Below are 23,835 nucleotides of genomic sequence, written 5' to 3'. Positions count from 1 at the left end.
CGAGGGCGCTACGTCTTACTGCGCGGCGGCGTGCAGGCGGGACGCGATTTGGGCGACGCGTGCCGCATAGCGCTTGACCGTTTCGAGATCGCCGGTGGAGATCTCATCGGTCGAGGCGTCGGACGGTGATTGCACCAGCGCGCCGACCGAGCCGCCCAGATTGTTCACGTCCTCGCGCGTGGCGGCCTTCGTGTTGGCGGGCAGCAAGCCGAGGCTGACCCAGATGCCGCCGTGTTGCGAGGCGAGCGTTTGCAAATAGATCAGCGTGACCTGCTTGTCGCCGTTCAGGCTCGCGCTGTTCGTGAAGCCGCCGAACACCTTGTCTTGCCAGCTGCGGCCGAACCACTGTTTGGACGACGCATCGGCAAATTTCTTGAACTGCCACGGCACCGAGCCCATGTAGGTCGGCGTGCCGAAGATGATGGCCTGCGCTTGCGCCAGCGTGTCCCAACCCGCGTCGGTCACGTTGCCGTCTTCGCTGATCTCGATGAGATCGGCGCCGCTGCCCTGTGCGGCCGCTTCGGCAGCACGCTTCGTATGTCCGTAGCCCGAAAAATAAACGATGGCCGTTTTTGCCATGACAACTCCTTACACATCGAGAAAATGCCGGATTGGCACTGGAGCGTTGATAGTATATTTTGTATAGCAGCCAAACAAGAAGTTACCTGCTGGTAACTGGTTACCGGAGGGATATCATGCCGCTCAATGCCGCGATCGCGACGCCGAGTGAGATCGAGCGCCGTTACAACGTTTATATGGAAGGCTGTCCGGCCCGGCTGGTGTTCAGCCGTCTGGCGGACAAATGGTCGTTGCTGATCGTCAAGATTCTTCGCGACGATGTGCAGCGTTTCAACCAATTGCGCCGGGAAATCGGCGGCATCTCGCCGAAGGCGCTAAGCCAGACGCTACAGAAGCTGGAGCGCGACGGGCTGGTGCACCGCGAGGCGTTCGCCACGGTGCCGGTGACCGTCGAATACTCGCTGACGGAACTCGGACACACACTCTCCGAACTGGTCGAGCCATTGGTCGAGTGGGCGGAAAACCACATCGAGGAAGTCTTGCGTTCCCAGAACAGTTTCGATGATCATTAACGCTGCCCGTCGCAATACGGGCAGTGCATCGAAATCTGTCTTGTGAGCGTACTGAATTGTGAGCGTACTGAAGGATCGGAATCTGTAATGGCAACGACCGGCTTTGAAGTTGACGATTTGCGCACCACGCTGGTGGGTACCAGCGTTGAACTACACCCGCTCGAAGCCGACCACCGGTCGGCATTGGTCGATGCGGCCGCCGACGGCGAGCTGTGGAACCTGAAATTCACGGTCGTGCCCGGGCACGAGACCATCGACGCCTATCTCGAGAAAGCCCTCAAGGGGCGGCAGGACGGCACCGTCATGCCGTTCGTGGTGGTGGCACGCGACAGCGGCCGGGTGGTCGGCAGCACGCGCTTCTGGAAGATCGATCGCGCCAACCGGAAGCTGGAAATCGGCCATACGTGGCTCAGCCAGTCGGTGCAGCGCTCCCCCATCAATACCGAAGCCAAGTACCTGCTGCTGACGCATGCGTTCGACGTGATGCAGTGTGTGCGCGTGCAATTCACCACCGATGAAACCAACGAGAAATCCCGCGCGGCCATTCTTCGCATTGGCGCGACGCAGGAGGGCATCGTCCGGCACGAGCGCATCATGCCCGATGGCCGCAAGCGCAACTCGGTGCGGTTCAGCATCATCGATGCCGAATGGCCGGACGTGAAGGCCATGCTGGCGCAGAAACTGGCGGGCGGTACGCCACCCGCCTGATGTTTGCCCGGGCCGCCGTCAATTGGCCACGACACCGTCGCCCAGCGTATCGAGCGCATACCGCCGGACATGGGCGACGAACGACTTCAGCAGCAAAGGCGTCGGGCGCTGTGACGGGGTGAGCACCGCCGTATCGGTCAGGATAGCCGGCTCAAACGGCTTGAACACGACGCCGGCGCCGCGATAGCTCCACGCACTGAACGCGTCGATCACCGCCACGCCAGCCCCCGCTTCCACGAACGAACAGATCGCATACGAGATCTGGCTTTCCATCTGCATCTTCACTTCGACGCCATGGGCAGCGAGCAATGCGTCGATCTGCAAGCGGGCTTCCACGCTTCTCGGGTGCGCCACAAAGCGCTCGCCCGCCAGATCCGCCGGCCCGATGACGTCGTGCGAACACAGCCGGTGCCCCACCGGTAACGCACACACCATCTTCGCGGCCACCAGCCGCTCGCCGTGCGATGTCGTCCGGTTGAGCGACAGTCTGGCAAAACCCACGTCGCACCGCTGTCCCATCACCATATCCACGATCGAGCGCGTCGAGTGCATGGCCATCGACACGTGCGCTTCGGGCCGCGTCTTCAGGTAGTCCGCAATGGCGTGCGGCAGGAACGACAGCGCCAGTGCGGGTGCCGCCGCGATATGCAGCGTGCCGCGCTGCAAGTTCCTGATCTCGTCCGCCGCCCGGGCAATCCGGTCCACGCCGGCCAGCGAGCGCTGTACTTCCTCGAACAATGCCTGCGCTTCGACCGTCGGGTAGAGCCGCCCCTTCACGCGATCGAACAGCCTGAACTTCAGCGAGCGCTCCAAATCGGCGAGCAACCTCGTGGTCGCGGGCTGCGAGATGTGGAGCACCTCGCTAGCCTGCGTCACCGTCTGGTGAAGCATCACCGCCCGGAACGCCTCCAACTGACGAATCTTCATCCATTCACCCAATAACAAAACATTATCGATTGCCCAAAAGAAAGCATTTCACAAGGGCTTTTTGAATTTCTAACCTTTCGCTATTCCCCATTCTATTTGGATGGATGCCGGAATCGCCAGCAATAACTAATTGTGCTGAAAGCGGGGTTAACCCCAACATTTTGGAGGGTGTCTCACCATATGAATAACGAAACCGTCTATCCACTCACGGCGGCAAGGAGCGACGACAACATCGACGGGCCGCCGGCGACGCTGCGCATCCACGCGCGCCCGAAGAAGTCCGATTGGCTCTGGTACGGCCTGTTTGGCGTTGCGCTGGTGCTGTTCTATCAGGGCGTGATCGACAACCCGCGCTGGCAGTGGGACGTGGTCGCGCATTACTTCTTCAATGCACGTGTGCTTGCCGGGCTGGCCAATACCCTGATCCTGACGGCGTTCGCGAGCGTGTTGGGGCTGGTGCTGGGCGGCATCGTCGCGGCTTGCCGCATGGCAGAGAACCCGGTGCTTCGCGGCGCCGCGCTCACGTACATCTGGATCATCCGCGCCACCCCCACGCTGGCCATGCTGTTGTTTCTGTTCTTCATCTCCGCGCTGGTGCCCCGCCTGTATCTGCCGATTCCGTTGTTGAACGTGAACCTGTTCGATATCGATACGAGCAACGTCATCTCGCGCTTCAGTGCCGCGATGATCGGGCTGGCGATCTACCTTGGCGGGCATAGCGCGGAGATCTTCCGCAGCGGGCTGGCGGCCGTCGACAAGGGGCAACGCGAGGCGTGCAAGGCCATGGGCATGAGCGACCTTCGCATGATGTGGCACGTGGTCATTCCGCAGGCCGTGCGCGTCATCATTCCGCCGCTCGCCAACGAGCTCATCACGATGTTCAAGAACACATCGCTCGCGTCGGTCATCGGCTACGTCGAGTTGCTGACGACCGTGCAACTGATCTATTCGACGACCTTCGAAACCATCCCGCTGCTGACGGTTGCGTGTCTCTGGTACCTGCTGCTGACCAGTCTTGCGATGTGCGGACAGAGCCTGCTTGAACGACGCTTCGGTAAAGGAGTGCAACGATGAGCGCGACACCCGAAAACCATTCCCTGCATGCCAATGCGAGTCACGAGCCGCTGCTCCAGATGCGCTCGGTGACGAAGCAGTTCGGCGAGTTCGTGGCGCTGCACAGCATCGACTTCACGCTCTACAAGGGCGACGTGGTGGCCATCATCGGGCCATCGGGCTCGGGCAAGAGCACGTTGCTGCGCTGCATGAACATGCTCGATCTCATCGATGCGGGCGAGGTGACGTTCAAACGCGAAGTGCTCGGCAGCGAGTTGCGCGGCACGCGGCGTGTGCGGTTGCCGAACAAAGAACTGGATCGCCAGCGCCGCTATTTCGGCATGGTGTTTCAGGGCTTTCACCTGTTTCCCCATTATTCGGCGCTCGAAAACGTGCTGGCCGGCCCGCGCATCGTGGGTGGCGCGGCGCGAAAGGACGTGCTGGAACGCGGCAAGTATCTGCTGGCCCGTGTTGGACTCGCCGACAAGCTGCATCACTACCCGTCGCAACTCTCCGGCGGCCAGAAGCAACGTGTGGCCATTGCCCGCGCGCTGGCGATGGACCCGGAAATCATGCTCTTCGACGAACCGACCAGTGCCCTCGACCCTGAGCTCGTGAACGAAGTGCTCGACGTGATGAAGGAGCTGGCGATGTCCGGCACCACGATGGTGGTCGTCACGCACGAGATGGACTTCGCCCGCAAGGTCTCGAACCGGGTGGTGTTCATGGACGGCGGCCGCATCGTCGATCAAGGCTCGCCCGAACACATCTTTCAGGGCACCGGCACCGAGCGCAGCAAGCGCTTCGTGGCCAGCATTCGCGGGTAAGGCCAAGCGCATGGCGCGCCAATTTCAATCCTCCGACTTCAATCCTCCGACTTTAATCCTCTGATTCAACAGGACAAACAATGGCACACGATGGAAAGATGAGACTCGGTCTCTCGATGCGTTATCTGGGCTATCACATGGCGGCATGGCGGCACCCCGAAGTGCCGGCCGCCGGGGCCATCGACTTCAAGTACTTTCTCGACACGGCACGCAAGGCCGAGGCCGCCAAGTTCGACATGATCTTCTTTGCCGACGGGCTTGGTGTTCGCACGGCCGATAACCCCAAGGGCTCGGCGTCGCGCGACGCGAAGAATGCCGAGCTCGAACCGCTCACGCTGCTGGCGGCGCTCGGCGCGTGCACGTCGCATATCGGGCTGGTCGGCACCGCCTCGACCACGTACAACGAGCCGTTCCATATCGCGCGCAAATACGCGTCGATCGACCACATCAGCGGCGGTCGTGCAGGTTGGAACGTGGTCACGTCGTGGTCGCAGCAAGAGGCGTGGAACTTCAGCCGCGACGAGCATCTGGGCTACGAAGAGCGCTACGAGCGGGCCGACGAATTCGTCGATGTCGTAAAGAAGCTCTGGGATAGCTGGGAAGACGACGCGTTTCTGCGCGACAAGGCAACCGGCATCTTCTACGACGAGGCGAAGCTGCATGTGGCGAACCATAAGGGCAAGCATTTCAGCGTGCGCGGCCCATTGAATTCGGCGCGTACGCCACAGGGCCGCCCGTTGATCGTGCAGGCGGGGGCGGCGGAAGCCGGGCGGGAGATTGCGGCGAAGAATGCCGACGTCGTCTACAGCGCGTCGTTCGACATTCAGTCGGCGCGGAAGTACTACGCCGACCTGAAGGGGCGCCTTGAGAAGTACAGCCGCTCGCCGGATCAATTGCTGATCATGCCGGGCCTGACACCCTATGTCGGACGCACGCGGCAGGAAGCGCAAGACAAGTTCGACCAGTTGCAGGAATTGATCGATCCGCTGAGCGGGCTGTCGATTCTGTACAGCACGCTGGGCGACCTGTCGGCCTACGATCTCGACGGGCCGGTGCCGGCGCTCAGTTCGGGGCCGGTCAGCAGCATCGGCAACGGCCTGATCGAACTGGCGCATCGCGACAATCTCACGATTCGCCAACTGTACAAAATGCGCGCGGCCGGAGGGCGCCAGTTGATCGGCACGGCGCAGGACATCGTCGACGACATGGAAGCGTGGTTCCGGGAAGGGGCCGCCGACGGTTTCAACCTTTGCCCTGCGACGTTGCCCGGTGGTCTGGACGACTTCGTCGCGCTGATTCTGCCGGAGCTGCGCCGGCGCGGCCTGTTCCGCGAGGAGTACGCGGCGAGCACGCTGCGCGGCAACCTTGGCCTCAACCCGCTGCGATTCGGTGATTGAAAGGATTGAAGGTCGTGGGCGTGCCGACGGCGCGCGCACGGCCGGATGACGCATTTGCTGCGCCGCCTAATTTTGAGCAAGAGATATCAGAGGTAAGCCCATGACCGCCCAAGTTTCTGCCGACGTCTTTCGCCACGCGATGACGTGCTTCGCCAGCGGCATCACCGCCATCACCACCCAAGAGGGCGGTGTGCCGTTCGGCCTGATCGCCACCTCCGTTTGCAGCCTGTCAGCCGACCCCGCCACGATACTCGTGTGTGTCAACAAGACGGCGTCGGCACACGACGTCATTCTGCGCACACAACGGTTCGCCGTGAATCTGCTGTCCGCGCAACACCTGAGTGTCGCCAAGCGCTTCACTTCGCTGCGAGGCGCTGAGCGTTTCGACGCAGACCACTGGCAGGACGGCAAGCTGGATATTCCGACGCTCGTCGACGCCGTCGTTGTGTTCGAGTGCCGTCTCGCGAAGGTGCACGACGGGTTCACCCACAGCATCATCGTCGGCCAGATTACCGAGGCAAGCGTCAACGACGAAGGTGCATCGGATTGCCTGCTCTGGCATCACCGCGACTTTGCGCGCAGCACGCAGCAGGCGGCGTGATGCGGCACATGCTCCCACTTCTCTCGCGAGGTTCCATGCGCATGACCCATCGAATTCCCGCCGCCGTGGCGATCGTCACTACGGCATGTCTTCTCGCGCTATTCGGTGGCACGAGCCACGTGCACGCAGCCGAGACGTCTGTCACCGCCAACATCAAAATTGACGACAAGCTCGCAGCGATGGTGCCGAAATACTATCGGGACCGGGGCACGCTCACGGCTGGCGTGAACCCCGATGTCGCGCCGATCAAGTTCGTCAATGGCGACGGCGAGATCGTGGGCTTTACGCCGGAACTGCTCTCGGCAGCGGCGCAGGTGCTGGGCCTGAAGATCAAGCTCGCGCAATCGTCCTTCGACGCGCTGATCCCGGGGCTGAGCGCGAGCCGCTTCGACGTGCTGCTCTCGCTCGCCGACTTCTCCTCCCGCCAGAAGGTCGTGACCTTCGTCGACTATCTCGACATGGGGCTGACGGTGGTGACAACGCCCGCGAGCGCCATCACGGTGAAGTCGCCCGACGATCTGTGCGGCTTGCAGCTTGCATTGCCGCGCGGCACGGCGTCGATGGAAAAGGCGAGGGCGCTGAGCGACAAGTGTGTCGGCAGTGGCAAGAAGCCGCTGACGATCGCCACGTATCCCGACTCGAACATGACGATGTTGTCGTTATCGACGGGCGCCAGTCAGGTCGCGTGGGTCGACTCGCCGGTGGGCTATTACAACGCCACCCGATTCCCGGCCAAGTACAAGATCGCGCACTACAACCGCGAGGCGCCTTACGGCATTGGCTTCGGCGTCGACGAAAAGGGCAGGCAATTGGCACTTGCCATTCAGCAGGCGCTCATCAAGCTTCAGAAGGACGGTGTCTACGACGCGTTGATGAAGAAGTGGGGGCTCGATCTCAAAGATGCCAAGCCGCTGTTTCCGATCAACGGCGGAGAGCGGTGAGGGGGCGAGATAAAAGCCGAGATACTTAACATATCAACGGTCGGTGAATTAATTAACCGACCGGTCGGTTTTTGTTGTGATAACGTCAATGCGCTCTACCCATAAGAACTACGGAGACATTGATGACTTTGCCTTCCCGCTCGCCGCGCGGTTTGTCGATCGCGCTGGCCGTATCCCTTCTGAGTCTGTCGTTTGCTGGGCCGGTGGCTGCCAAGACCGCCGCAGGCAGCAGTAGCGGCAGCGCCACGGGCGCAGGCGTCGTCTCGCCGGCCGGCAAGGCCGTGCCGGGACGCGCCGACGTCACGATCAAGCGCGATGAATTCGGTGTGCCGCACATCTACGCTGCGACGACCTACGCGCTCTTCTACGGCTACGGTTACGCGGTGGCGCAAGACCGTCTGTTCCAGATGGAAATGGCGCGCCGGAGCACGCAGGGCACCGTGTCGGAAGTGCTGGGCGAGAAGTTCGTGGACTTCGACAAATCGATTCGTGGCAATTACTGGCCCGCGTCGATCCGCCGCCAACTGGCCGATCTGCCCCAGCGTGAGCGCGACATCGTCGAGGGATACGCCGCCGGTATGAATGCGTGGATTGCGCAAGTGCGCGCGCAGCCGGACAAGCGCATGCCGAAGCAATTCAACGACTTCGGTTTCCAGCCGTCCAACTGGGACGCCTTCGACGTGGCGATGGTCTTTGTCGGCACGATGGCTAACCGGTTCTCCGACGCGACCAGCGAAATCGACAATCTCGCGCTGGTGACGGCGCTCAAGGACAAGTACGGTGCCGACAAGGGCATGGCGCTGTTCAACGAACTCAAGTGGATCGTGAACCCCGACGCGCCGACGACCATTCCGGCGTCGGAGGGCGTGTATCCCGTCAAGGTCGGCCCGCTGTCAAAAATGTCGGCCGCCGCGGTGCAGCCGCTTCCGCGCTATGACGGACCCGCCCCGATGCTGTCACGCCTCGCGCGCGATAGCGACGGCGCGTTGCTGCATCAGTCGGCCGAGGCTAACGCGGCAACGATGCTCGCCCAGTTTGCGGAATACGGCCAGCCGGGGCCGGCTGGGTTCCCGACGACCAGCAACATGTGGATTGTCGGCAAGAACAAGGCGCGCGATGCCAGCGCCATCATGCTCAACGGCCCGCAGTTCGGCTGGTTTGCCCCCGCGTACACCTACGGCATCGGTTTGCACGGCGCAGGCTTCGATCTCGTCGGCAATACGCCGTTCGGTTATCCCTGCATTCTGTTCGGCCACAACGGCAAGATTTCGTGGGGCTCCACGGCGGGTTTCGGTGATGACATCGACATGTTCGCGGAGAAGCTCGATCCTGCGAATCCGAATCGCTACTTCCATAACGGCCAATGGCACGACATGGAAAAGCGCGTCGAGATCATCCGCGTGAAAGGCGGTGCACCGGTCGTTCAGGAGGTCTATCGCACGGTGCATGGCATCGTGATGCAGCGCGACGGCAAGCAAAACATTGCCTATGCGAAGGCGCGTGCATGGGACGGCCTTGAAGTGCAATCGCTGCTCGCGTGGACCCATCAGGCCGAGGCGAAGGACTGGAAGTCATGGACCGCGCAGGCCGCGCGTCATGCACTGACCATCAACTGGTACTACGCCGATACGGCCGGCAACATCGGTTACGTGCACACGGGCGCGTATCCTGACCGCCGCCCGGGCCATGATCCTCGTTTGCCTGTGCCGGGCACTGGGGAATGGGACTGGAAGGGATTGCTGCCGTTCTCCACCAACCCGAAGGTCTACAACCCGAAGCAGGGCTGGATCGCCAACTGGAACAATTCCCCGCAAAAGGGCTATCCGGCAAGCGACCTGTTCGCATTCGTATGGGGCGGCGCCGACCGCGTGGTCGAGATCGATGAGCGCATCACGGCGCACGACAAGCTGAGCGTCGACGACATGTGGCAGATCTTGAAGGAGACGAGCGCGGTCGACGTGAATCGTCGCCACTTCCTGCCGTTCATCGAGCGCGCCACAGCCAACCTGCCTGCGTCCGATGCGCGCCGTCAACTGGCACTGCAATTGGCGAAGTGGGACGGTTTGAATCGCGATCCGCAGCACACCGGGCACTACGATACGGCAGGCCCGGCGATCATGGACGCGTGGCTCACCGCCATGCTCAAGCGCACGCTGGGCGAAGTGGTGCCCGCGCCGTACGACAAATGGTTCCTCGCCAGCGGCTATGCCACGCCGCAGGACGGACCGACGGGATCCGCCAACATCGGTAACGGCAGCAAGGTGCTGTACGAAGGCCTCCGGGGCGACAAAGCCGGTGTGCCGCAGACGTTCGATATCTTCGGCGGCAAGCGGCAGGACGACGTGATTCTCGCCGCGCTGGACGATACCGTCGCCGCACTCAAGTCCCGGCTTGGTCCCGACATGACGACGTGGCGCGCGCCGACGGTGCCGTTGACCTTCCGCGCCAACAACTTCTTCGGCGTGCCGCAGGCGAACGCCGGAGAAGCGGTTCGCACGCCCGTCTACATGAACCGTGGCACTGAGAACGATCTGATCGTGTTCGGGCCGAACGGTGCACGCGGCAAGATTGCGGCGTACGACGTGGTGGCGCCGGGGCAGAGCGGCTTTGTCGCGCCGGACGGCACGCCGTCGCCGCACTACGCCGATCAGGTCGAGATGTACACCACGTTCGGGCGCAAGCCGCTCTGGCACGACAACGCGGACGTGAGTCGCGCTGCCAAGTCGGTCGAGCGTCTGCGCATCGCACCGGAGGCGGGTAGCCAGTAAGGCAGAAGTCGATCGTGGTTGTGGATCAAGGCGCCGATGTCATTGGCGCCTTGATCCGGCACATTAAAACTAATATGATTAGGCAATTGTCTAAATTGATTAGTTTTCAGTGCGAGAAATCCTATGGTCAGAGCTGGACTGACGGTCGAGCGGTTGGTGGAGGGCGGTGCCGAGCTGGCCGACGAGATTGGCTTCGAGCATTTGACCGGCGCGGCTTTGGCACGCAAGTTCGATGTGCGGCTCGCCAGCCTCTATTCCCACGTCAGGAATCTCGACGATCTCAAGTGTCAGATCGCGTTGTTGGCGTTGCGTCAGTTGGCCGACGCCACCGCGCAAGCCATGGCCGGTCGCGCGGGCAAAGACGCCCTGCATGCGCTGGCCAACGCGCATCGTGACTACGCGCGTCGCCATCCGGGGCGCTTTGTAGCCGCCCGGCATCCGTTGTCGTCCGAGTTGGCCGCCGCGAGCGCCGGGCCGCAATTGACCCAACTGATCCGGGCGGTGCTGCATGGCTACGCGGTACCCGAGGCAGAGCAGGTCCACGCCATTCGCTTTCTCGGCGGCTTCTTCATGGGCTACATCACATTGGAATCGGCGTCGGCGTTTGCGCATAGCACGCCCGATGCCGACATCTCGTGGCTACGCAGTCTTGATGCGCTCGATACAGCGCTCACGCACTGGCCGTCTTCTCCCGACACTCATTAGTTCTATTCCTCATGACGCATCTCACCGACGGGGTCCGGGTTCCGGCCCGTGTGATTCCTTTTCCTCGCAGTATCAGTGAACAGGCGCAGGCCGCGTTGCGCCGTCTGGTGACTGCCGATGGCGAGCCGTTCAACGCGATGTACACAGCGCCATCGCCCGACGATTTTGAAGGCTGGATGCAATTCAAGGCTAATGCCGACGCCCAATACGGCGCGGCGATGGCACAGGTGGCAGGGCAGTTGAAGGCGACGGTGGAAACCATCGCGATCGGCACCGCCATCGTCCACGTCGCGACACCGGTCGATCTCGTGGCCGACGACGTCGTCTATATCGATCTGCACGGTGGCGGACTGGTGTTTGGCGGCGGCACCGTCTGCCGTATCGGCGCGCAAATGCAGGCCGACCAGTTGGGCCTGCGTTGCTGGGGCATCGACTATCGCATGCCTCCCGAGCATCCGTATCCTGCCGGGCTGGACGATTGTCTGGCGGTCTACCGCCGAGTGTTGGAGACGTACCCGGCCAGTCACGTTGTCGTCGGTGGACGATCTGCCGGTGCCAATCTGGCGGCGGCGATGGTGCTGCGCGCACGTGATGAGGGGTTGCCGTTACCGGCGGCACTGGTGTTGTTATCGCCGGAAGTCGATCTCACGGAATCGGGTGACAGTTTCGAGCTGAATCAGCTTGTGGACGTGCTGCTGCCCAAGTCGCTGATGCCGAATAACGTCTTGTATGCGGGCGGTGCGGATCTCGCTCATCCGTATCTGTCGCCGCTGTTTGGCGATTTCTCGCAGGGCTTCGTGCCGACGTTCATTCAAAGCGGCACGCGCGATCTGTTCCTGTCGAACGCAGTGCGTATGCACCGTGCACTGCGCCGCGCCGACGTGCCGTGTGAGCTTCATGTGTTCGAAGCCATGCCGCATGGGGGCTTCATGGGGGCGCCCGAAGACCGGGAGTTGCGCGCCGAGGTGGCGCGATTCGTCCGTGCCCATCTGCCGGGCGCGCAGTAGAGCTTCGGGTCGGCGGCTACATCCCGAATTCGCGCAAGCCTTCGAGGTCGAGAATGGTCAGGACACCGTAATCGACCTTCACCAACCCCGCCTGCTCCAGCACCTTGAGTGCGAGATTGACGCGCTGGCGCGACACGCCCGCGAGATAACTGAGTTCTTCCTGCGAAATCTGCACAGTCGTGTCGTCGCTCGGGTAGAGATCGGGATTGAACATCGACGACAGCGAGCGCGCGACGCGGGCATCGGTATCGAGCAGGCGCTCGTGTTCCACGGCAGCAATGAACTGGCCGAGACGTTCGTTGAGTTGCAGCGTCAGGAAGCGATTGAACGGGATGCTGGTGTCGAGAAGCCAGTCGAACGTGGCGATCGGCATATGCGCGAGCACCGAGTCCCGCAAGGCCATCACGTCGTATTTGCGGATTTCCCGCTTCAGTAACGACCCTTCGCCGAACCACGCGCCCGAAGGCACGCCGGTGAAGGTCACCGACTTCCCGCTGGCCGACGCGGTGGCAATCTTCACGAGCCCGTCGATCACGCCGAACCAGGCGTGCGACGGATCACCCTTGCGGCACACGTAGCCGCCACTCTCCACTGGCCGTACCTGAATCTCTGCCGTCACGCGCTCGCGCTGTGCCGGCGTGAGTCCTTGTGCCCATACGCTGCGCTGCAACAGGGTCTCTAACGACATATAGGGACTTTCCCTTGATTGTCATCCGGGTGACAAATCCGTCGTGGGTCATGGGGTATCTTCGCCTTGCCATGCGCAGGGTGAGACAAGCATCCACGGTGTTGCAACACGACGCCGAAGCACAAGTATAGAAGCTGCCTGCCGCGCGGCAAAGCGATCGTCACTGCACTACCCGCCAACGAATAAGCGTCGTGAAAAATGACGCGAGCAGGATGGCGTGCGCCATCGCGCACGCGCCGACCGAGCCACGCCACGCCCCCCTCGACGGAAGTCGAAGCGTGGCGAGACACAGGAGACAGGCATGCAGGAGCGGACCACTTTCCCGCGATTGTTGTTGGCACACGCCGCCACACGTGGCGCCAGCACGGCGTATCGGGAAAAAGATCTGGGTATCTGGCAAAGCTGGAGCTGGCAGGAGGCCGCGCATGAAGTGCGCATGCTCGCCTGTGCACTGGCCGCCGCTGGATTCTCACGCGGCGACAATCTCGCCATCATCGGTAACAACCGGGTGCGCCTGTACTGGGCCATGACCGCAGCGCAGGCCTTGGGCGGGGTTGCGGTGCCGCTGTATCAGGACGCCGTCGCGGCAGAAATGATTCACGTGCTTGAAGACGCGGAAATCAATTTCGCCATCGTCGAAGATCAGGAGCAGGTCGACAAGCTGCTGGAACTGCGTGAGAGCGTGCCGCATCTGGCACACATCATTTACGAAGACCCGCGCGGCTTGCGCAACTACGATGCGCCCGGGCTGCAATCGTATGCCTCGATGGTGGCGCAGGGGCGTGAGTTCGACGCAAAACACCCGCGCTATTTTGACGACGCCGTTGCAGCAGTAGACGCCGACGATACGGCCACGATTCTCTACACCTCCGGCACGACCGGCAAACCCAAGGGCGTTTGCCATTCCCACGCGGGCCTGATCGGCGCCGCTTATCACGGCAGCCAGTTCGACAAACTCTCGGCCGACGACGAAGTGCTGTCGTACTTGCCGATGGCTTGGGTGGGCGACCATCTGTTTTCCTATGCGCAGGCGCTGGTGACCGGCTTCACGGTGAATTGCCCGGAGTCGCCCGAGACCGTCGCCACCGACATGCGCGAGATCGGCCCGACGTATTACTTCGCGCCGCCGCGCGTGTATGAAAACGTGCTGACGCAGGTGATGATCCGCATGGAAGATGCGAGCGCGATCAAGCGCAAGATGTTCTCGCATTTCATGGCGGTCGCGCAGCGTTGCGGTGCTGCCGTGCTCGACGGTCAACCGGTGGCGTTGCTCGACCGGCTGCAATACGCGCTGGGCGATCTATGCGTCTACGGCCCGCTGCGCAACACGCTCGGCATGAGCCGTATTCGCACGGCGTACACCGCCGGGGAAGCTATCGGGCCGGATCTGTTCCGCTTCTATCGCGCTATCGGTATCAATCTGAAGCAGTTCTACGGACAGACCGAGACGTGTGCGTACGTCTGCCTGCAACCGGACCGTCAGGTGCGCTTCGACAGCGTCGGCCCGGTTGCGCCGGGCATGGAAATCAAGATCGCCGAGAGCGGCGAGGTGCTGGTGCGCGGGGTCGGGTTGCTCAAGGAGTACTACAAGCGCCCCGACGCCACACGTGAAGCCTTTGACGAGGACGGCTATTTCCGCACGGGCGACGCCGGCATCATCGACGCCGACGGGCACCTCCGCATCGTCGATCGCGCCAAAGACGTGGGCAAGCTGTCCTGCGGCTCGCTGTTCGCGCCCAAGTTCATCGAGAACAAGCTCAAGTTCTTTTCGTACATCAAGGAAGCGGTGGCGTTCGGCGATGGCCGCGACAACGTGTGTGCGTTCATCAACATCGATATGGATGCGGTCGGCAACTGGGCGGAGCGCCACAACTTGGCCTATGCCGGCTACGTCGATCTCGCGGGCAACGAACAGGTCGCCGAGTTGATTCTGGGCTGCATCGAGCAAGTGAACGCCGATCTCGCCAAGGAATCCGCTTTTGCCGCCGCGCAGATTCATCGCTTCATGATCCTGCACAAGGAACTGGACCCCGATGACGACGAGCTGACCCGCACGCGCAAGGTACGCCGCACGTTTATCGCGCAGAAGTACGACGTGCTGATCGACGCGTTCTATTCGGGCAAGACGGCGCAATTCATCGAGACGCGGGTGAAGTTCGAAGACGGGCGGGAGGGCAGTGTGAGTGCCACGTTGACCATTCACCCCGCGCGCGTGCTCGGCACGCGTGCACCCGTCGACGACCCTGCGCCTGTTGGGTTGCGCTGCGCCGCTTAGCTAGCGCACGACCCTATGAACGCATGAATGTGATGTGCGCCGCCGCGCTGCCAGCGGCAGCGTCATCCGGCATCCACCAGATTTCACCGGGCATTCCGCAGGAGCAGGCATGAACAACAAACGCAAGGCCGGCGATGTGTTGATCGATTTGCAGCACATCAGCCTGTCGTTCGGAGGCGTCAAAGCGCTGACCGATATTTCGTTCGACGTCCGTGAACACGAGATTCGGGCCATCATCGGCCCGAACGGCGCGGGCAAGAGTTCGATGCTCAATGTCATCAACGGCGTCTATCACCCGCAACAGGGCACGATCGTTTTTCGCGGCGAGGTGCGTCAACGCATGCATCCGACATCGGCCGCCCGGCAAGGCGTGGCACGCACGTTCCAGAACATCGCGTTGTTCAAGGGCATGACGGTGCTCGACAACATCATGACGGGCCGTAACACCCGCATGCGCTCCGGCCTGTTGGCCAACGCGCTGTGGTGGGGACCGGCGCGCCGCGAAGAGACGATTCATCGCGAGAAGGTCGAAGAGATCATCGATTTTCTCGAAATTCAACACATCCGCAAGACACCCGTCGGCCGGTTGCCGTATGGCCTGCAAAAGCGCGTCGAGCTGGCGCGCGCGCTGGCAGCCGAGCCCGAGCTGCTGTTGCTCGACGAGCCGATGGCCGGCATGAATCTCGAAGAAAAACGCGACATGTGCCGCTTCATCCTCGAAGTGAACGAAGAGTTCGGCACGACCATCGTGTTGATCGAACACGACATGGGGGTGGTGATGGATATTTCGGATCGCGTCGTCGTGCTCGACTACGGCAAGAAGATCGGCGACGGATCGCCGGCTGAAGTCAAACAAGACCCGGAAGTCATCCGCGCCTATCTCGGATCGGCGCACGGCGAGCCCGTCGCGGCCTGAACGGCACGCGGCGACGCCTCTGCGGATTGCGGATTGCGAATTGTCGAATTGGAGACATCGATGCAGTTCTTTCTGGAAATTCTGATCGGCGGGCTGCTTTCGGGCGTGATGTATTCGCTCGTGGCGCTGGGCTTCGTGCTGATCTTCAAAGCGTCCGGCGTATTCAACTTCGCGCAGGGCGCCATGGTGTACTTCGCGGCGCTGTCGGTCGTCGGACTGATGGAGCGGGGTCTGCCGCTGTGGGCGGCCGCCATCGGCGCATTCGGCGTCATGGTGCTGGTGGGCGCGGCCACCGAGCGGTTTGTCTTGCGCAAGCTGGTGAACCAGTCGCCGATCACGCTGTTCATGGCGACCATCGGTCTGTCGTTCTTTCTCGAAGGGCTGGCACCGCTGCTGTGGGGCAACGAAGTTCGCCCGTTGTCGCTGGGCATTGTCGACGAGCCCATTGCTTCGATCATGGACTCCACCGGGCTGCTCGTGAGCAGCTTCGATCTGGCCGCGGCCGGCATTGCGGCTGTGCTCGTTGCGCTGCTCGCGTTGTTCTTCAAGGCCACGAGCATCGGGCGGGCTCTGCGCGCGGTGGCCGACGACCATCAGGCGGCGCTGTCGCTGGGCATTCCGTTGCAGCGCATTTGGGTGGTGGTGTGGAGTGTGTCGGGCTTCGTCGCGCTGGTGGCGGGCATGCTCTGGGGCTCGCGCAACGGCGTGCAGTTTGCCCTGACGATGACGGCACTCAAGGCGTTGCCCGTGCTGATTCTCGGCGGCTTCACGTCGATTCCGGGCGCCATTGTCGGCGGCCTGATCATCGGCGCGGCGGAAAAGCTCGCCGAAATCTACCTGCCGCAGCTGCTGCAAAGCCAGTTTGGCGGCAACTTTGGCGGTATCGAGGGCTGGTTCCCCTATGTCTTTGCGTTGCTGTTCCTGCTCGTTCGCCCCGAGGGGCTGTTCGGCGAGCGCCATATCGACCGGGTCTAGGGCATGTTCCCCCTAGTCTCGCGATCGATGAAACAGCAAACACGCACACGCTCTTAACGCAGAGGCCACACATGTTCTATCGCGAAGCGGGTCAGTTCAAGACATCGTACGTAGCCGACAGCCAGATATTCCCGATTCGGCAGGATCGTGTCACGGTCAGCGCCGTGTTGGTGATCGCCTTCGGCGTGTTGCCGTGGATCGCCTCCGAGTACTGGCTTTCGGCCATTCTGGTGCCATTCCTCGTGTTCTCGCTCGCCGCCCTCGGCCTGAATATTCTGACGGGCTACGCAGGGCAGCTATCACTGGGCACGGCGGCCTTCATGGCGGTCGGTGCCTACGCGTCGTACAACTTCCAGTTGCGCATCGATGGCATGCCGATCTTGGCGTCGTTCGCGATGGGTGGGGTTTGCGCAGCGCTCGTCGGCATTGCCTTCGGCTTGCCGTCGCTGCGCATCAAGGGCTTCTATCTCGCAGTGGCGACGTTGGCGGCGCAGTTCTTCGTGCTGTGGGTGCTGACCAAATTCCCTTGGCTCTCGAACAACAGTTCCTCGGGCGTCATCACCGCACAGAAGATCACGATTCTCGGGCTCGACATCAACACGCCTGTGCGCAAGTACCTGTTTGTGCTCGGCGTCGTGTGCGTGATGGCGTTGGTGGCAAAGAACCTCGTGCGCTCGCACATCGGCCGCGCGTGGATGGCGGTGCGCGACATGGATGTGGCGGCCGAAGTGATCGGCATCCCGCTCATGCGTGTGAAGCTGCTGGCCTTCGCGGTGAGTTCGTTTTACTGCGGTGTGGCCGGGGCGCTCTATGCCTACTGCTATCTCGGCTCGGTCGAACCCGACGGCTTCTCGCTCGACCTGTCGTTCCGCATTCTGTTCATGATCATCATCGGCGGCGTGGGCAGCATTCTGGGCAGTTTTCTCGGTGCCGCATTCATCTTGCTGCTGCCGATTCTGCTCGACTACACGTTGCCGCCGATCGCTACGTTCCTGCATCTGCCGTTCACCAACGCGACCGTCTCGCATATTCAGTTGATGCTGTTCGGCGGCCTCATCATCTTTTTCCTGATTGTCGAGCCGCACGGTCTGGCGCGACTTTGGCAGATCACCAAGGAGAAGCTGCGCATCTGGCCGTTCCCGCATTGAGATTCGACTTGAGTTCGATGTATTGACGCACCGGTACACGGGCGTCGGCTGACCACGTATCGCTATCGATAAGACCACAAGGAGACACAGCATGAACACGAAACAACTGGCGGTATCGCTAGGCATGAGTCTGGTGCTCGGCATGGGCTCGGCAGGCACGGCGCTCGCGCAGACCAACGATCAGTTCATCGCGCTGGCCGACTACCGCGTGGGGCCGTACGGGGCCAACGGGCAGTCGTTTTACGGCGGCTTCATCGACTACCTGCAATACGTGAACATGAAGAACGGCGGCGTGAACGGCGTCAAGCTGACGTGGGAAGAGTGCGAGACCGAATACAACACCTCCAAGGGCGTGGAGTGCTATGAGCGCCTGAAGGGCCGTAACCCGGTCACCAAAGGCACGGCGTACCACACCATGGCCACGGGCATTTCGTACGCGCTGATCGACAAGACCGCCACCGATCAGGTGCCGCTCGTGATGATGGGTTATGGCCGTACCGATGCCGTGGACGGCACCGTTTTCCCGTGGGCGTTCCCGCTCGTGACCACGTATCAGATGCAGGCTTCGGCCATCATCAAGTTCCTCGCCGACAAGAACGGCGGCTCGCTCAACGGCAAGAAGATCGTGTTCCTTTATCACGACTCGGCTTACGGCAAGGAGCCGATTGTCGCCATGCAGGCGGAATCGAAGATCAACAAGTTCAACCTGATCGAGATTCCGGTGGCACACCCCGGCAATGAGCAGGGCGCGCAATGGCTGCGTATTCGTCAGGAGAACCCCGACTACGTGGTGTTCTGGGGCTGGGGCGTCATGAACCAGACGGCCCTCAAGGCTGCGCAGAAGGTCGGCTATCCGCGCGAGAAGATCGTCGGCAGCTGGTGGGCGGGCTCAGAAGAAGACACCATTCCGGCGGGCCCGGCGGCCAAGGGTTATATGAGCGCGACGTGGAACGTGGCGGGCAAGCAGGTGCCGCTGATCGCCGATATCGACAAGGTCGTGTACGGCGCGGGCAAGGGCAATATGCAAGACCCGTCGAAGGTGGGGTCCGTGCTCTATAACCGCGGCGTGTCGGCGGCTGTGGCGACGGTCGAGGCGCTCAACACTGCGCAGAACAAGTTCGGTAAGGGCAAGGTCATGACCCCGGTGCAGGTGCGCTGGGCGTTCGAGAACCTGAACATCGACGGCGCGCGCCTCAAGGCGCTGGGCGCAACCGGCCTGCTGCCCGATATCAAGACGAGCTGTCAGGACCACGAAGGCTCGGGCAAGGTTCGCATTCAGCAGTGGGACGGCACCAAGTGGGTGATGGTGTCTGACTGGATCGAAGGCAACCGCCGCCTGATTCACCCGTTGTTCGAAGCCTCAGCCAAGCAGTACGCCAAGGAAAAGGGCATGACGCCGGCCTGCTATCAGCAGATGTAATTTGCACGACTGGCACGCTCGCCCGCAACGCGATTGGCGATGTGGGCGAGCGCCGGGCCTTCGACGGCCCGGCAGGCGATATCACTTTGAATCAGTACCGCAGCACCATCGACTCCGGAGTCACGCGGCATGGAAGCGAGTTTGCGCGTCAACAATATCGAAGTCATTTACGACCACGTCATTCTTGTGTTGAAGGGCGTGTCGCTGGTCGTGCCCGACGGCAAGATCGTGGCGTTGCTCGGCGCGAACGGCGCGGGCAAGAGCACGACGCTCAAGGCCATCTCGAATCTGCTTCAGGCAGAGCGGGGTGAGGTGACCAAGGGCACCATCGACTACCGCGGCGAGCGGGTCGAGAAGCTCACACCGAACGGGCTGGTCAAGCGCGGCGTCATTCAGGTGATGGAAGGGCGGCACTGCTTCGGGCACTTGACCATTGAAGAGAACCTGCTGACCGGCGCCTACGTGCGGCATGCGTCGCGCAGTGCCCAGCAACATGCGCTGGAGCGCATCTACGCGTACTTCCCTCGACTGAAGACACGCCGTAAATCGCAGGCGGGCTATACGTCGGGCGGCGAGCAGCAGATGTGTGCGATCGGGCGCGCCATGATGGCCCAGCCGTCGATGGTATTGCTCGACGAGCCGTCGATGGGGCTGGCGCCACAGATCGTCGACGAGATTTTCGCGATCGTGCGCGACCTGAACGAACGGGAAAACGTCAGCTTTCTGCTGGCGGAGCAGAACACCATGGTGGCCCTGCGTTACGCGGACTATGGCTACATTCTCGAGAACGGGCGTGTGGTGATGGACGGCGACGCGGCGTCGTTGCGCGATAACGAGGACGTGAAAGAGTTTTACCTCGGCATCGCCAAGGATGGTGCGAACAGCGAGGGGAGCTTCCGTAACGTCAAGAGCTACCGGCGGCGCAAACGGTGGATTGCGTGAGCTGCATGGCTCGCACGTGCCGTGTGAGCTGAATAAGCTGAATGAGCTGAATGAGCGTTTAGCCGACTGTCAAACATCAACGTCCTACCGTCTCTATGAACGACTACTTCGACGCGCTTGAAACCCGTGCCCCGGAAGCTCGCGAGAAGGCACTGCTGGCGGCGTTGCCGGCGCACGTATCGCACGCCCGCACGAACGCCTCGTATTTCACCGAGACGCTCGGCGCCTTCGACGCGCGAGATATCGACTCGCGCACTGCGCTGGCCGAGTTGCCGGTGACGCGCAAATCCGATCTGGCGGCCTACCAGTTGCGCGTACCGCCTTTGGGCGGATTGAACGCGACACCGATCGGCGGTCTGGCGCACGTTTATCAATCGCCCGGGCCGATCTACGAACCGGACGGACGCGGCAGCGACTGGTGGCGCTTCGCCCGCGCGCTGTACGCCGCCGGCCTGCGCTCAGGCGATCTGGTCTACAACACATACTCGTATCACTTCACGCCGGCGGGCATGATGATCGAAACGGGGGCGGCCCGGCTGGGCTGCTGCGTTTTCCCGGCCGGCGTCGGACAGACCGCGCTTCAGATCGAGGCGATCCGGCATCTGCAACCGGGGGCGTACGCGGGGACGCCGTCGTTCCTGAAGATACTGATCGAGAAAGCCGAGTCGATGGGCACCGACATCAGCAGCATCCGGCGGGCGACGTTGTCGGGGGAAGCGTTGCCACCGTCGTTGCGGCAGTGGTTCAACTCGCGCGGCATCGTCGCGCGTCAGTTGTATGGCACGGCCGATCTGGGCCTGATTGCGTTCGAGAGCGACGCGCAGGCGGGGTTGATCGTCGACGAGAACGTGCTGGTGGAAATCGTGGAGCCCGGTGGTACGAAGCCGGTGCCGGAGGGCGAGACCGGCGAGGTGGTCGTCACGAACTTCAACGCCGACTATCCGCTGATTCGATTCGCCACCGGCGATCTGTCGGCGGTGGCTGAGGGCATCAGTCCGTGCGGGCGCACCAATATGCGCCTGAAGGGTTGGCTGGGCCGCGCCGATCAGACCGTGAAGGTGCGTGGCATGTTCGTGCATCCGGGGCAGATCGGCGAGATTGGCAAACGCTATCCGGAACTGGGACGCATGCGTCTGCGAGTCGAAGGGCGCGTCGGCGATGATCGCATGACTCTCGTTTGCGAGACCACCGAGACACCGCCCGAAGGACTGGCCGCGCGCTTGCAGGAAACGCTGCGCGATGTCACGCGGTTGCGCGCCGAGATTGACTTCGTCACCGCAGGCACGCTGCCGGACGACGGCAAACTGGTGGAAGACGCGCGCGCTTACGATTGATTGTCGAGGTGGCTGCCGGGTGTTGAGCGGAGGAGGCGACGTCTCCTCCGCATCTCGCTCAGATCGGCAGATGCTCGATGATATGGCGAACCTCCGTCAACACTGAGCGAACCTGTTCCAAAGGCATCGAGCTCAAGCCCAGCCGCAGCGCATGGGGCGCGTGCTGTGTCGTTGCATACGCCTCGGCTTTCGACGCGGCGATGCCACGGGCAGCCAACGCAGAAACCACCTGATCCATGCGCAAGCCCTCCGGCAGCGGCAGCCAGACAAATTGCGACGACGGATGCGCCACCACGCCCATGCCGTGAAGTACCTCGCGGGCGATCGTCTGGCGACGGCGGGCGTCCTCACGCTGAAACTGCTCCTGTTGCACCACGGTGCCGCTCGCGAGCCATCGTGTCGCGATCGCCGTCACCATGCTGGACAAGCTCCAGAAACTCGCGCGCGCCACGCGTTTCATCCGGGCCGTGTGCGCTTGCGGCACTACCACGTAGCCGAATCGCAACCCCGTGGCCACACTCTTGGAAAGACTCGACACGTAGATCGTGCGCTCGGGCGCCAGCGCGACGATGGGCCGTGCGGCGCTATCCACGAGATACGCGTAAGTCGCGTCTTCGATAATCAGGCAATCGTGGCGGCGCGCGATGTCGACCAGTTGTTTGCGCTGGGCTGCACTCAGCACCCAGCCGAGCGGGTTATGCAGCGTTGGCATGACGTAGATGGCACGAATGGCGCCGCGGCGGCAAAGGTCTGCTAGCGCATTCAGATCGGGGCCGTTGTCGGCTGACGGTACTGGTCTCAGGGCAAGCTCGCTCAGCGCGGCTGCCATCTTGAAGCCGGGGTAGGTCAGAGCGTCGACGGCGACTTCATCATTCGGGCGAAGGAACGCCCGAATGGCCACATCGAGACCCTGCTGCGCGCCGCCCACGAGAAACACCTGTTCGGCGGTAGCGCGAATGTTTCGTGCTTGCGTCAGATGGTCCGCGACGATTTGCCGTTCGTGAAGCCGTCCACCCGGTGGCTGCTGGTGCATCAGCGCGCTCAAATCACCGGACGACGCCAACTCTCTGAGCGTGGTGCGTAACAGGTCGCTTTGCCCGGGCCATGTTGGGTGGTTGAACGACAGATCGACCGATTGCGAATTCAGCCGGGCCTCGTCATCGATATCCCATTCCCGTTGTGCCGGGCGGTCTCGCACGAACGTGCCGCGTCCGACTTCCCCGACGACAAGCCCCATGGCCTGCAATCGGTTATAGACCTTGCTCGCTGACGCGATCGCGATGCCGTACTGCGCCGCCAGCTTGCGGTGCGTCGGCAAGGCAGTGCCGGGCGGCAGCGCGCCGCGCCGGATTTCACCGGATAGATGCTCCACCGCCGCCGTAACAGGGGATTCGGACATGATTGTACGTAGGACAATTTCTTGATTGTCCGATTCTAGGCAGACAGACTCTTGAGAGCAATCTTTCAATGGGAGCTGTCATGTCCGATGTGTTCGATGGGGCCGGGGAAGCAAAACACCTGCCAGTGCTGAATTACCTGCGTCGCCAATTGGCGGGCACGCTTCGTGCCGAAGATCAGACGCATATGCGTTATCCGACGGCGATTTCCAATTTACTTGGATTTCGCATTGTCGAGATCGATGCGGCAAAGGCAGTAATCGAACTGGAGGCCAATGCAGAAATTCACGGCAATCAACAAGGCACGGTGCACGGCGGCTTGCTGTGCGAACTGGCCGACGCGGCCATCGGGACAGCGCACTCGACGCTGATGGCGGACGGAGAAACGTTCACGAGCATCGACCTGAAGGCGACGTTTCTACGCCCGGTCTGGGTGTCGCGGCTGACGGCTCACGCGTGGGCGACGCACCAAGGGCGAACCGTGTCTCACTATCTGTGTGAGATTAAGCGTGATGACGGCAAGGTAGTCGCCCGGGTGGATAGCGCCGTGATGACGTTACGAGGGGAACATGCGAAGGGCAGGTGACAGTTGGCCGGTTTAAACGGCCGATATCGGCACGTACGCCGGCGGGTGACCCGCGCCAGTCGCGCATTTGCCGGGCATTAAGCACAAACCCTTATCTTCAGGTCTCTTGACAGGGCAAATTTGTCGTCG

Annotated in this window: 22 protein-coding genes; 18 read left to right on the top strand and 4 right to left on the bottom strand. The window is 62.2% G+C overall.

Annotated elements, in window-relative coordinates:
* Positions 1–15 precede the first annotated feature (15 nt).
* Positions 16–579, bottom strand: coding sequence for a flavodoxin family protein (locus tag PIN31009_RS12625; protein WP_150790482.1), 564 nt, complete (start codon positions 577–579; stop codon positions 16–18).
* A gap of 116 nt (positions 580–695) precedes the next feature.
* Between PIN31009_RS12625 and PIN31009_RS12620 the strand changes: the two genes are divergently transcribed.
* Together PIN31009_RS12620 and PIN31009_RS12615 are read left to right on the top strand one after the other, a co-directional pair.
* Positions 696–1,091, top strand: coding sequence for a winged helix-turn-helix transcriptional regulator (locus tag PIN31009_RS12620; RefSeq protein WP_150790481.1), 396 nt, complete (start codon positions 696–698; stop codon positions 1,089–1,091).
* Positions 1,092–1,178: 87 nt separating this feature from the next.
* Entirely contained in the window at positions 1,179–1,799 is a 621-nt protein-coding gene (locus PIN31009_RS12615) for a GNAT family N-acetyltransferase (protein WP_150685344.1), read from the top strand.
* Between the two features lie 18 nt (positions 1,800–1,817).
* Here PIN31009_RS12615 and PIN31009_RS12610 read toward each other — a convergent pair whose 3' ends face one another.
* Complete coding sequence (locus PIN31009_RS12610; protein ID WP_150790480.1) at positions 1,818–2,726, bottom strand: LysR substrate-binding domain-containing protein; 909 nt, start codon at positions 2,724–2,726, stop codon at positions 1,818–1,820.
* Between the two features lie 180 nt (positions 2,727–2,906).
* Here PIN31009_RS12610 and PIN31009_RS12605 point away from each other — a divergent pair, with 180 nt between their 5' ends.
* The 8 genes from PIN31009_RS12605 (at position 2,907) to PIN31009_RS12570 (ending at position 12,025) form a co-directional block, all read left to right on the top strand.
* Positions 2,907–3,800 carry an amino acid ABC transporter permease gene (locus PIN31009_RS12605; protein ID WP_150685346.1) on the top strand — a complete coding sequence of 298 codons (894 nt, stop codon included), beginning with the start codon at positions 2,907–2,909 and terminating at the stop codon, positions 3,798–3,800.
* Positions 3,797–4,606, top strand: coding sequence for an amino acid ABC transporter ATP-binding protein (locus tag PIN31009_RS12600; RefSeq protein WP_425495484.1), 810 nt, complete (start codon positions 3,797–3,799; stop codon positions 4,604–4,606). Before PIN31009_RS12605 ends, PIN31009_RS12600 begins: the two co-directional genes overlap by 4 nt.
* A gap of 98 nt (positions 4,607–4,704) precedes the next feature.
* On the top strand, positions 4,705–6,003 hold the full coding sequence (locus PIN31009_RS12595; protein ID WP_246185648.1) for an LLM class flavin-dependent oxidoreductase: 1,299 nt from the start codon (positions 4,705–4,707) through the stop codon (positions 6,001–6,003).
* Positions 6,004–6,103: 100 nt separating this feature from the next.
* A complete protein-coding gene (locus PIN31009_RS12590) occupies positions 6,104–6,604 on the top strand; it encodes a flavin reductase family protein (protein WP_150790478.1) in 501 nt (166 codons plus the stop codon).
* Positions 6,605–6,645: 41 nt separating this feature from the next.
* Positions 6,646–7,545, top strand: coding sequence for an ABC transporter substrate-binding protein (locus PIN31009_RS12585; RefSeq protein WP_246185647.1), 900 nt, complete (start codon positions 6,646–6,648; stop codon positions 7,543–7,545).
* Between the two features lie 122 nt (positions 7,546–7,667).
* On the top strand, positions 7,668–10,313 hold the full coding sequence (locus PIN31009_RS12580) for a penicillin acylase family protein (protein WP_150790476.1): 2,646 nt from the start codon (positions 7,668–7,670) through the stop codon (positions 10,311–10,313).
* Positions 10,314–10,436: 123 nt separating this feature from the next.
* Positions 10,437–11,018 (top strand): TetR/AcrR family transcriptional regulator, encoded by a 582-nt coding sequence (locus PIN31009_RS12575; protein WP_150685351.1) that lies wholly within the window; start codon positions 10,437–10,439, stop codon positions 11,016–11,018.
* A gap of 50 nt (positions 11,019–11,068) precedes the next feature.
* The gene (locus tag PIN31009_RS12570; RefSeq protein WP_246185646.1) at positions 11,069–12,025 is read left to right on the top strand and encodes an alpha/beta hydrolase; all 957 of its coding nucleotides are present in this window, start codon (positions 11,069–11,071) and stop codon (positions 12,023–12,025) included.
* A gap of 16 nt (positions 12,026–12,041) precedes the next feature.
* On the opposite strand, the gene PIN31009_RS12565 is transcribed toward PIN31009_RS12570, so the two are convergent.
* Positions 12,042–12,713, bottom strand: coding sequence for a Crp/Fnr family transcriptional regulator (locus PIN31009_RS12565; RefSeq protein ID WP_058378627.1), 672 nt, complete (start codon positions 12,711–12,713; stop codon positions 12,042–12,044).
* 301 nt (positions 12,714–13,014) lie between these two features.
* Here PIN31009_RS12565 and PIN31009_RS12560 point away from each other — a divergent pair, with 301 nt between their 5' ends.
* The 7 genes from PIN31009_RS12560 to PIN31009_RS12530 all read left to right on the top strand — a co-directional run bounded on the left by PIN31009_RS12560 (position 13,015) and on the right by PIN31009_RS12530 (position 21,723).
* On the top strand, positions 13,015–14,988 hold the full coding sequence (locus tag PIN31009_RS12560) for an AMP-dependent synthetase/ligase (protein WP_150790475.1): 1,974 nt from the start codon (positions 13,015–13,017) through the stop codon (positions 14,986–14,988).
* 109 nt (positions 14,989–15,097) lie between these two features.
* Positions 15,098–15,904, top strand: coding sequence for an ABC transporter ATP-binding protein (locus tag PIN31009_RS12555; protein ID WP_150790474.1), 807 nt, complete (start codon positions 15,098–15,100; stop codon positions 15,902–15,904).
* Positions 15,905–15,964: 60 nt separating this feature from the next.
* Positions 15,965–16,879, top strand: coding sequence for a branched-chain amino acid ABC transporter permease (locus PIN31009_RS12550; RefSeq protein WP_058378630.1), 915 nt, complete (start codon positions 15,965–15,967; stop codon positions 16,877–16,879).
* Between the two features lie 71 nt (positions 16,880–16,950).
* Complete coding sequence (locus PIN31009_RS12545) at positions 16,951–18,027, top strand: branched-chain amino acid ABC transporter permease (RefSeq protein ID WP_150685355.1); 1,077 nt, start codon at positions 16,951–16,953, stop codon at positions 18,025–18,027.
* 124 nt (positions 18,028–18,151) lie between these two features.
* The gene (locus PIN31009_RS12540) at positions 18,152–19,447 is read left to right on the top strand and encodes an ABC transporter substrate-binding protein (protein WP_237172183.1); all 1,296 of its coding nucleotides are present in this window, start codon (positions 18,152–18,154) and stop codon (positions 19,445–19,447) included.
* Between the two features lie 129 nt (positions 19,448–19,576).
* Positions 19,577–20,389: an ABC transporter ATP-binding protein gene (locus tag PIN31009_RS12535; RefSeq protein ID WP_058378633.1), complete on the top strand. Its 813-nt coding sequence runs from the start codon at positions 19,577–19,579 to the stop codon at positions 20,387–20,389.
* 95 nt (positions 20,390–20,484) lie between these two features.
* Positions 20,485–21,723 (top strand): phenylacetate--CoA ligase family protein, encoded by a 1,239-nt coding sequence (locus tag PIN31009_RS12530; protein ID WP_150790473.1) that lies wholly within the window; start codon positions 20,485–20,487, stop codon positions 21,721–21,723.
* A gap of 58 nt (positions 21,724–21,781) precedes the next feature.
* Here PIN31009_RS12530 and PIN31009_RS12525 read toward each other — a convergent pair whose 3' ends face one another.
* Positions 21,782–23,122, bottom strand: coding sequence for an aminotransferase-like domain-containing protein (locus PIN31009_RS12525; RefSeq protein ID WP_150790472.1), 1,341 nt, complete (start codon positions 23,120–23,122; stop codon positions 21,782–21,784).
* An 80-nt stretch (positions 23,123–23,202) separates the two neighbouring features.
* Here PIN31009_RS12525 and PIN31009_RS12520 point away from each other — a divergent pair, with 80 nt between their 5' ends.
* Positions 23,203–23,706 carry a PaaI family thioesterase gene (locus PIN31009_RS12520; RefSeq protein ID WP_087725692.1) on the top strand — a complete coding sequence of 168 codons (504 nt, stop codon included), beginning with the start codon at positions 23,203–23,205 and terminating at the stop codon, positions 23,704–23,706.
* The last annotated feature ends 129 nt before the right edge of the window (positions 23,707–23,835 follow it).

The sequence above is a fragment of the Pandoraea iniqua genome (genome assembly GCF_902459685.1).
Classification (GTDB): domain Bacteria; phylum Pseudomonadota; class Gammaproteobacteria; order Burkholderiales; family Burkholderiaceae; genus Pandoraea; species Pandoraea iniqua.
Note: the sequence above shows the minus strand (reverse complement) of the source record. Positions and strands in the feature narration are given on the sequence as shown.

Bases quoted from the DNA above. Each gene is read 5' to 3' on its own strand.
- PIN31009_RS12625 (WP_150790482.1), bottom strand. From the start codon at position 579: ATGGCAAAAACGGCCATCGTTTATTTTTCGGGCTACGGACATACGAAG.
- PIN31009_RS12620 (WP_150790481.1), top strand. From the start codon at position 696: ATGCCGCTCAATGCCGCGATCGCGACGCCGAGTGAGATCGAGCGCCGT.
- PIN31009_RS12615 (WP_150685344.1), top strand. From the start codon at position 1,179: ATGGCAACGACCGGCTTTGAAGTTGACGATTTGCGCACCACGCTGGTG.
- PIN31009_RS12610 (WP_150790480.1), bottom strand. From the start codon at position 2,726: ATGAAGATTCGTCAGTTGGAGGCGTTCCGGGCGGTGATGCTTCACCAG.
- PIN31009_RS12605 (WP_150685346.1), top strand. From the start codon at position 2,907: ATGAATAACGAAACCGTCTATCCACTCACGGCGGCAAGGAGCGACGAC.
- PIN31009_RS12600 (WP_425495484.1), top strand. From the start codon at position 3,797: ATGAGCGCGACACCCGAAAACCATTCCCTGCATGCCAATGCGAGTCAC.
- PIN31009_RS12595 (WP_246185648.1), top strand. From the start codon at position 4,705: ATGAGACTCGGTCTCTCGATGCGTTATCTGGGCTATCACATGGCGGCA.
- PIN31009_RS12590 (WP_150790478.1), top strand. From the start codon at position 6,104: ATGACCGCCCAAGTTTCTGCCGACGTCTTTCGCCACGCGATGACGTGC.
- PIN31009_RS12585 (WP_246185647.1), top strand. From the start codon at position 6,646: ATGACCCATCGAATTCCCGCCGCCGTGGCGATCGTCACTACGGCATGT.
- PIN31009_RS12580 (WP_150790476.1), top strand. From the start codon at position 7,668: ATGACTTTGCCTTCCCGCTCGCCGCGCGGTTTGTCGATCGCGCTGGCC.
- PIN31009_RS12575 (WP_150685351.1), top strand. From the start codon at position 10,437: ATGGTCAGAGCTGGACTGACGGTCGAGCGGTTGGTGGAGGGCGGTGCC.
- PIN31009_RS12565 (WP_058378627.1), bottom strand. From the start codon at position 12,713: ATGTCGTTAGAGACCCTGTTGCAGCGCAGCGTATGGGCACAAGGACTC.
- PIN31009_RS12560 (WP_150790475.1), top strand. From the start codon at position 13,015: ATGCAGGAGCGGACCACTTTCCCGCGATTGTTGTTGGCACACGCCGCC.
- PIN31009_RS12555 (WP_150790474.1), top strand. From the start codon at position 15,098: ATGAACAACAAACGCAAGGCCGGCGATGTGTTGATCGATTTGCAGCAC.
- PIN31009_RS12550 (WP_058378630.1), top strand. From the start codon at position 15,965: ATGCAGTTCTTTCTGGAAATTCTGATCGGCGGGCTGCTTTCGGGCGTG.
- PIN31009_RS12545 (WP_150685355.1), top strand. From the start codon at position 16,951: ATGTTCTATCGCGAAGCGGGTCAGTTCAAGACATCGTACGTAGCCGAC.
- PIN31009_RS12540 (WP_237172183.1), top strand. From the start codon at position 18,152: ATGAGTCTGGTGCTCGGCATGGGCTCGGCAGGCACGGCGCTCGCGCAG.
- PIN31009_RS12535 (WP_058378633.1), top strand. From the start codon at position 19,577: ATGGAAGCGAGTTTGCGCGTCAACAATATCGAAGTCATTTACGACCAC.
- PIN31009_RS12530 (WP_150790473.1), top strand. From the start codon at position 20,485: ATGAACGACTACTTCGACGCGCTTGAAACCCGTGCCCCGGAAGCTCGC.
- PIN31009_RS12525 (WP_150790472.1), bottom strand. From the start codon at position 23,122: ATGTCCGAATCCCCTGTTACGGCGGCGGTGGAGCATCTATCCGGTGAA.
- PIN31009_RS12520 (WP_087725692.1), top strand. From the start codon at position 23,203: ATGTCCGATGTGTTCGATGGGGCCGGGGAAGCAAAACACCTGCCAGTG.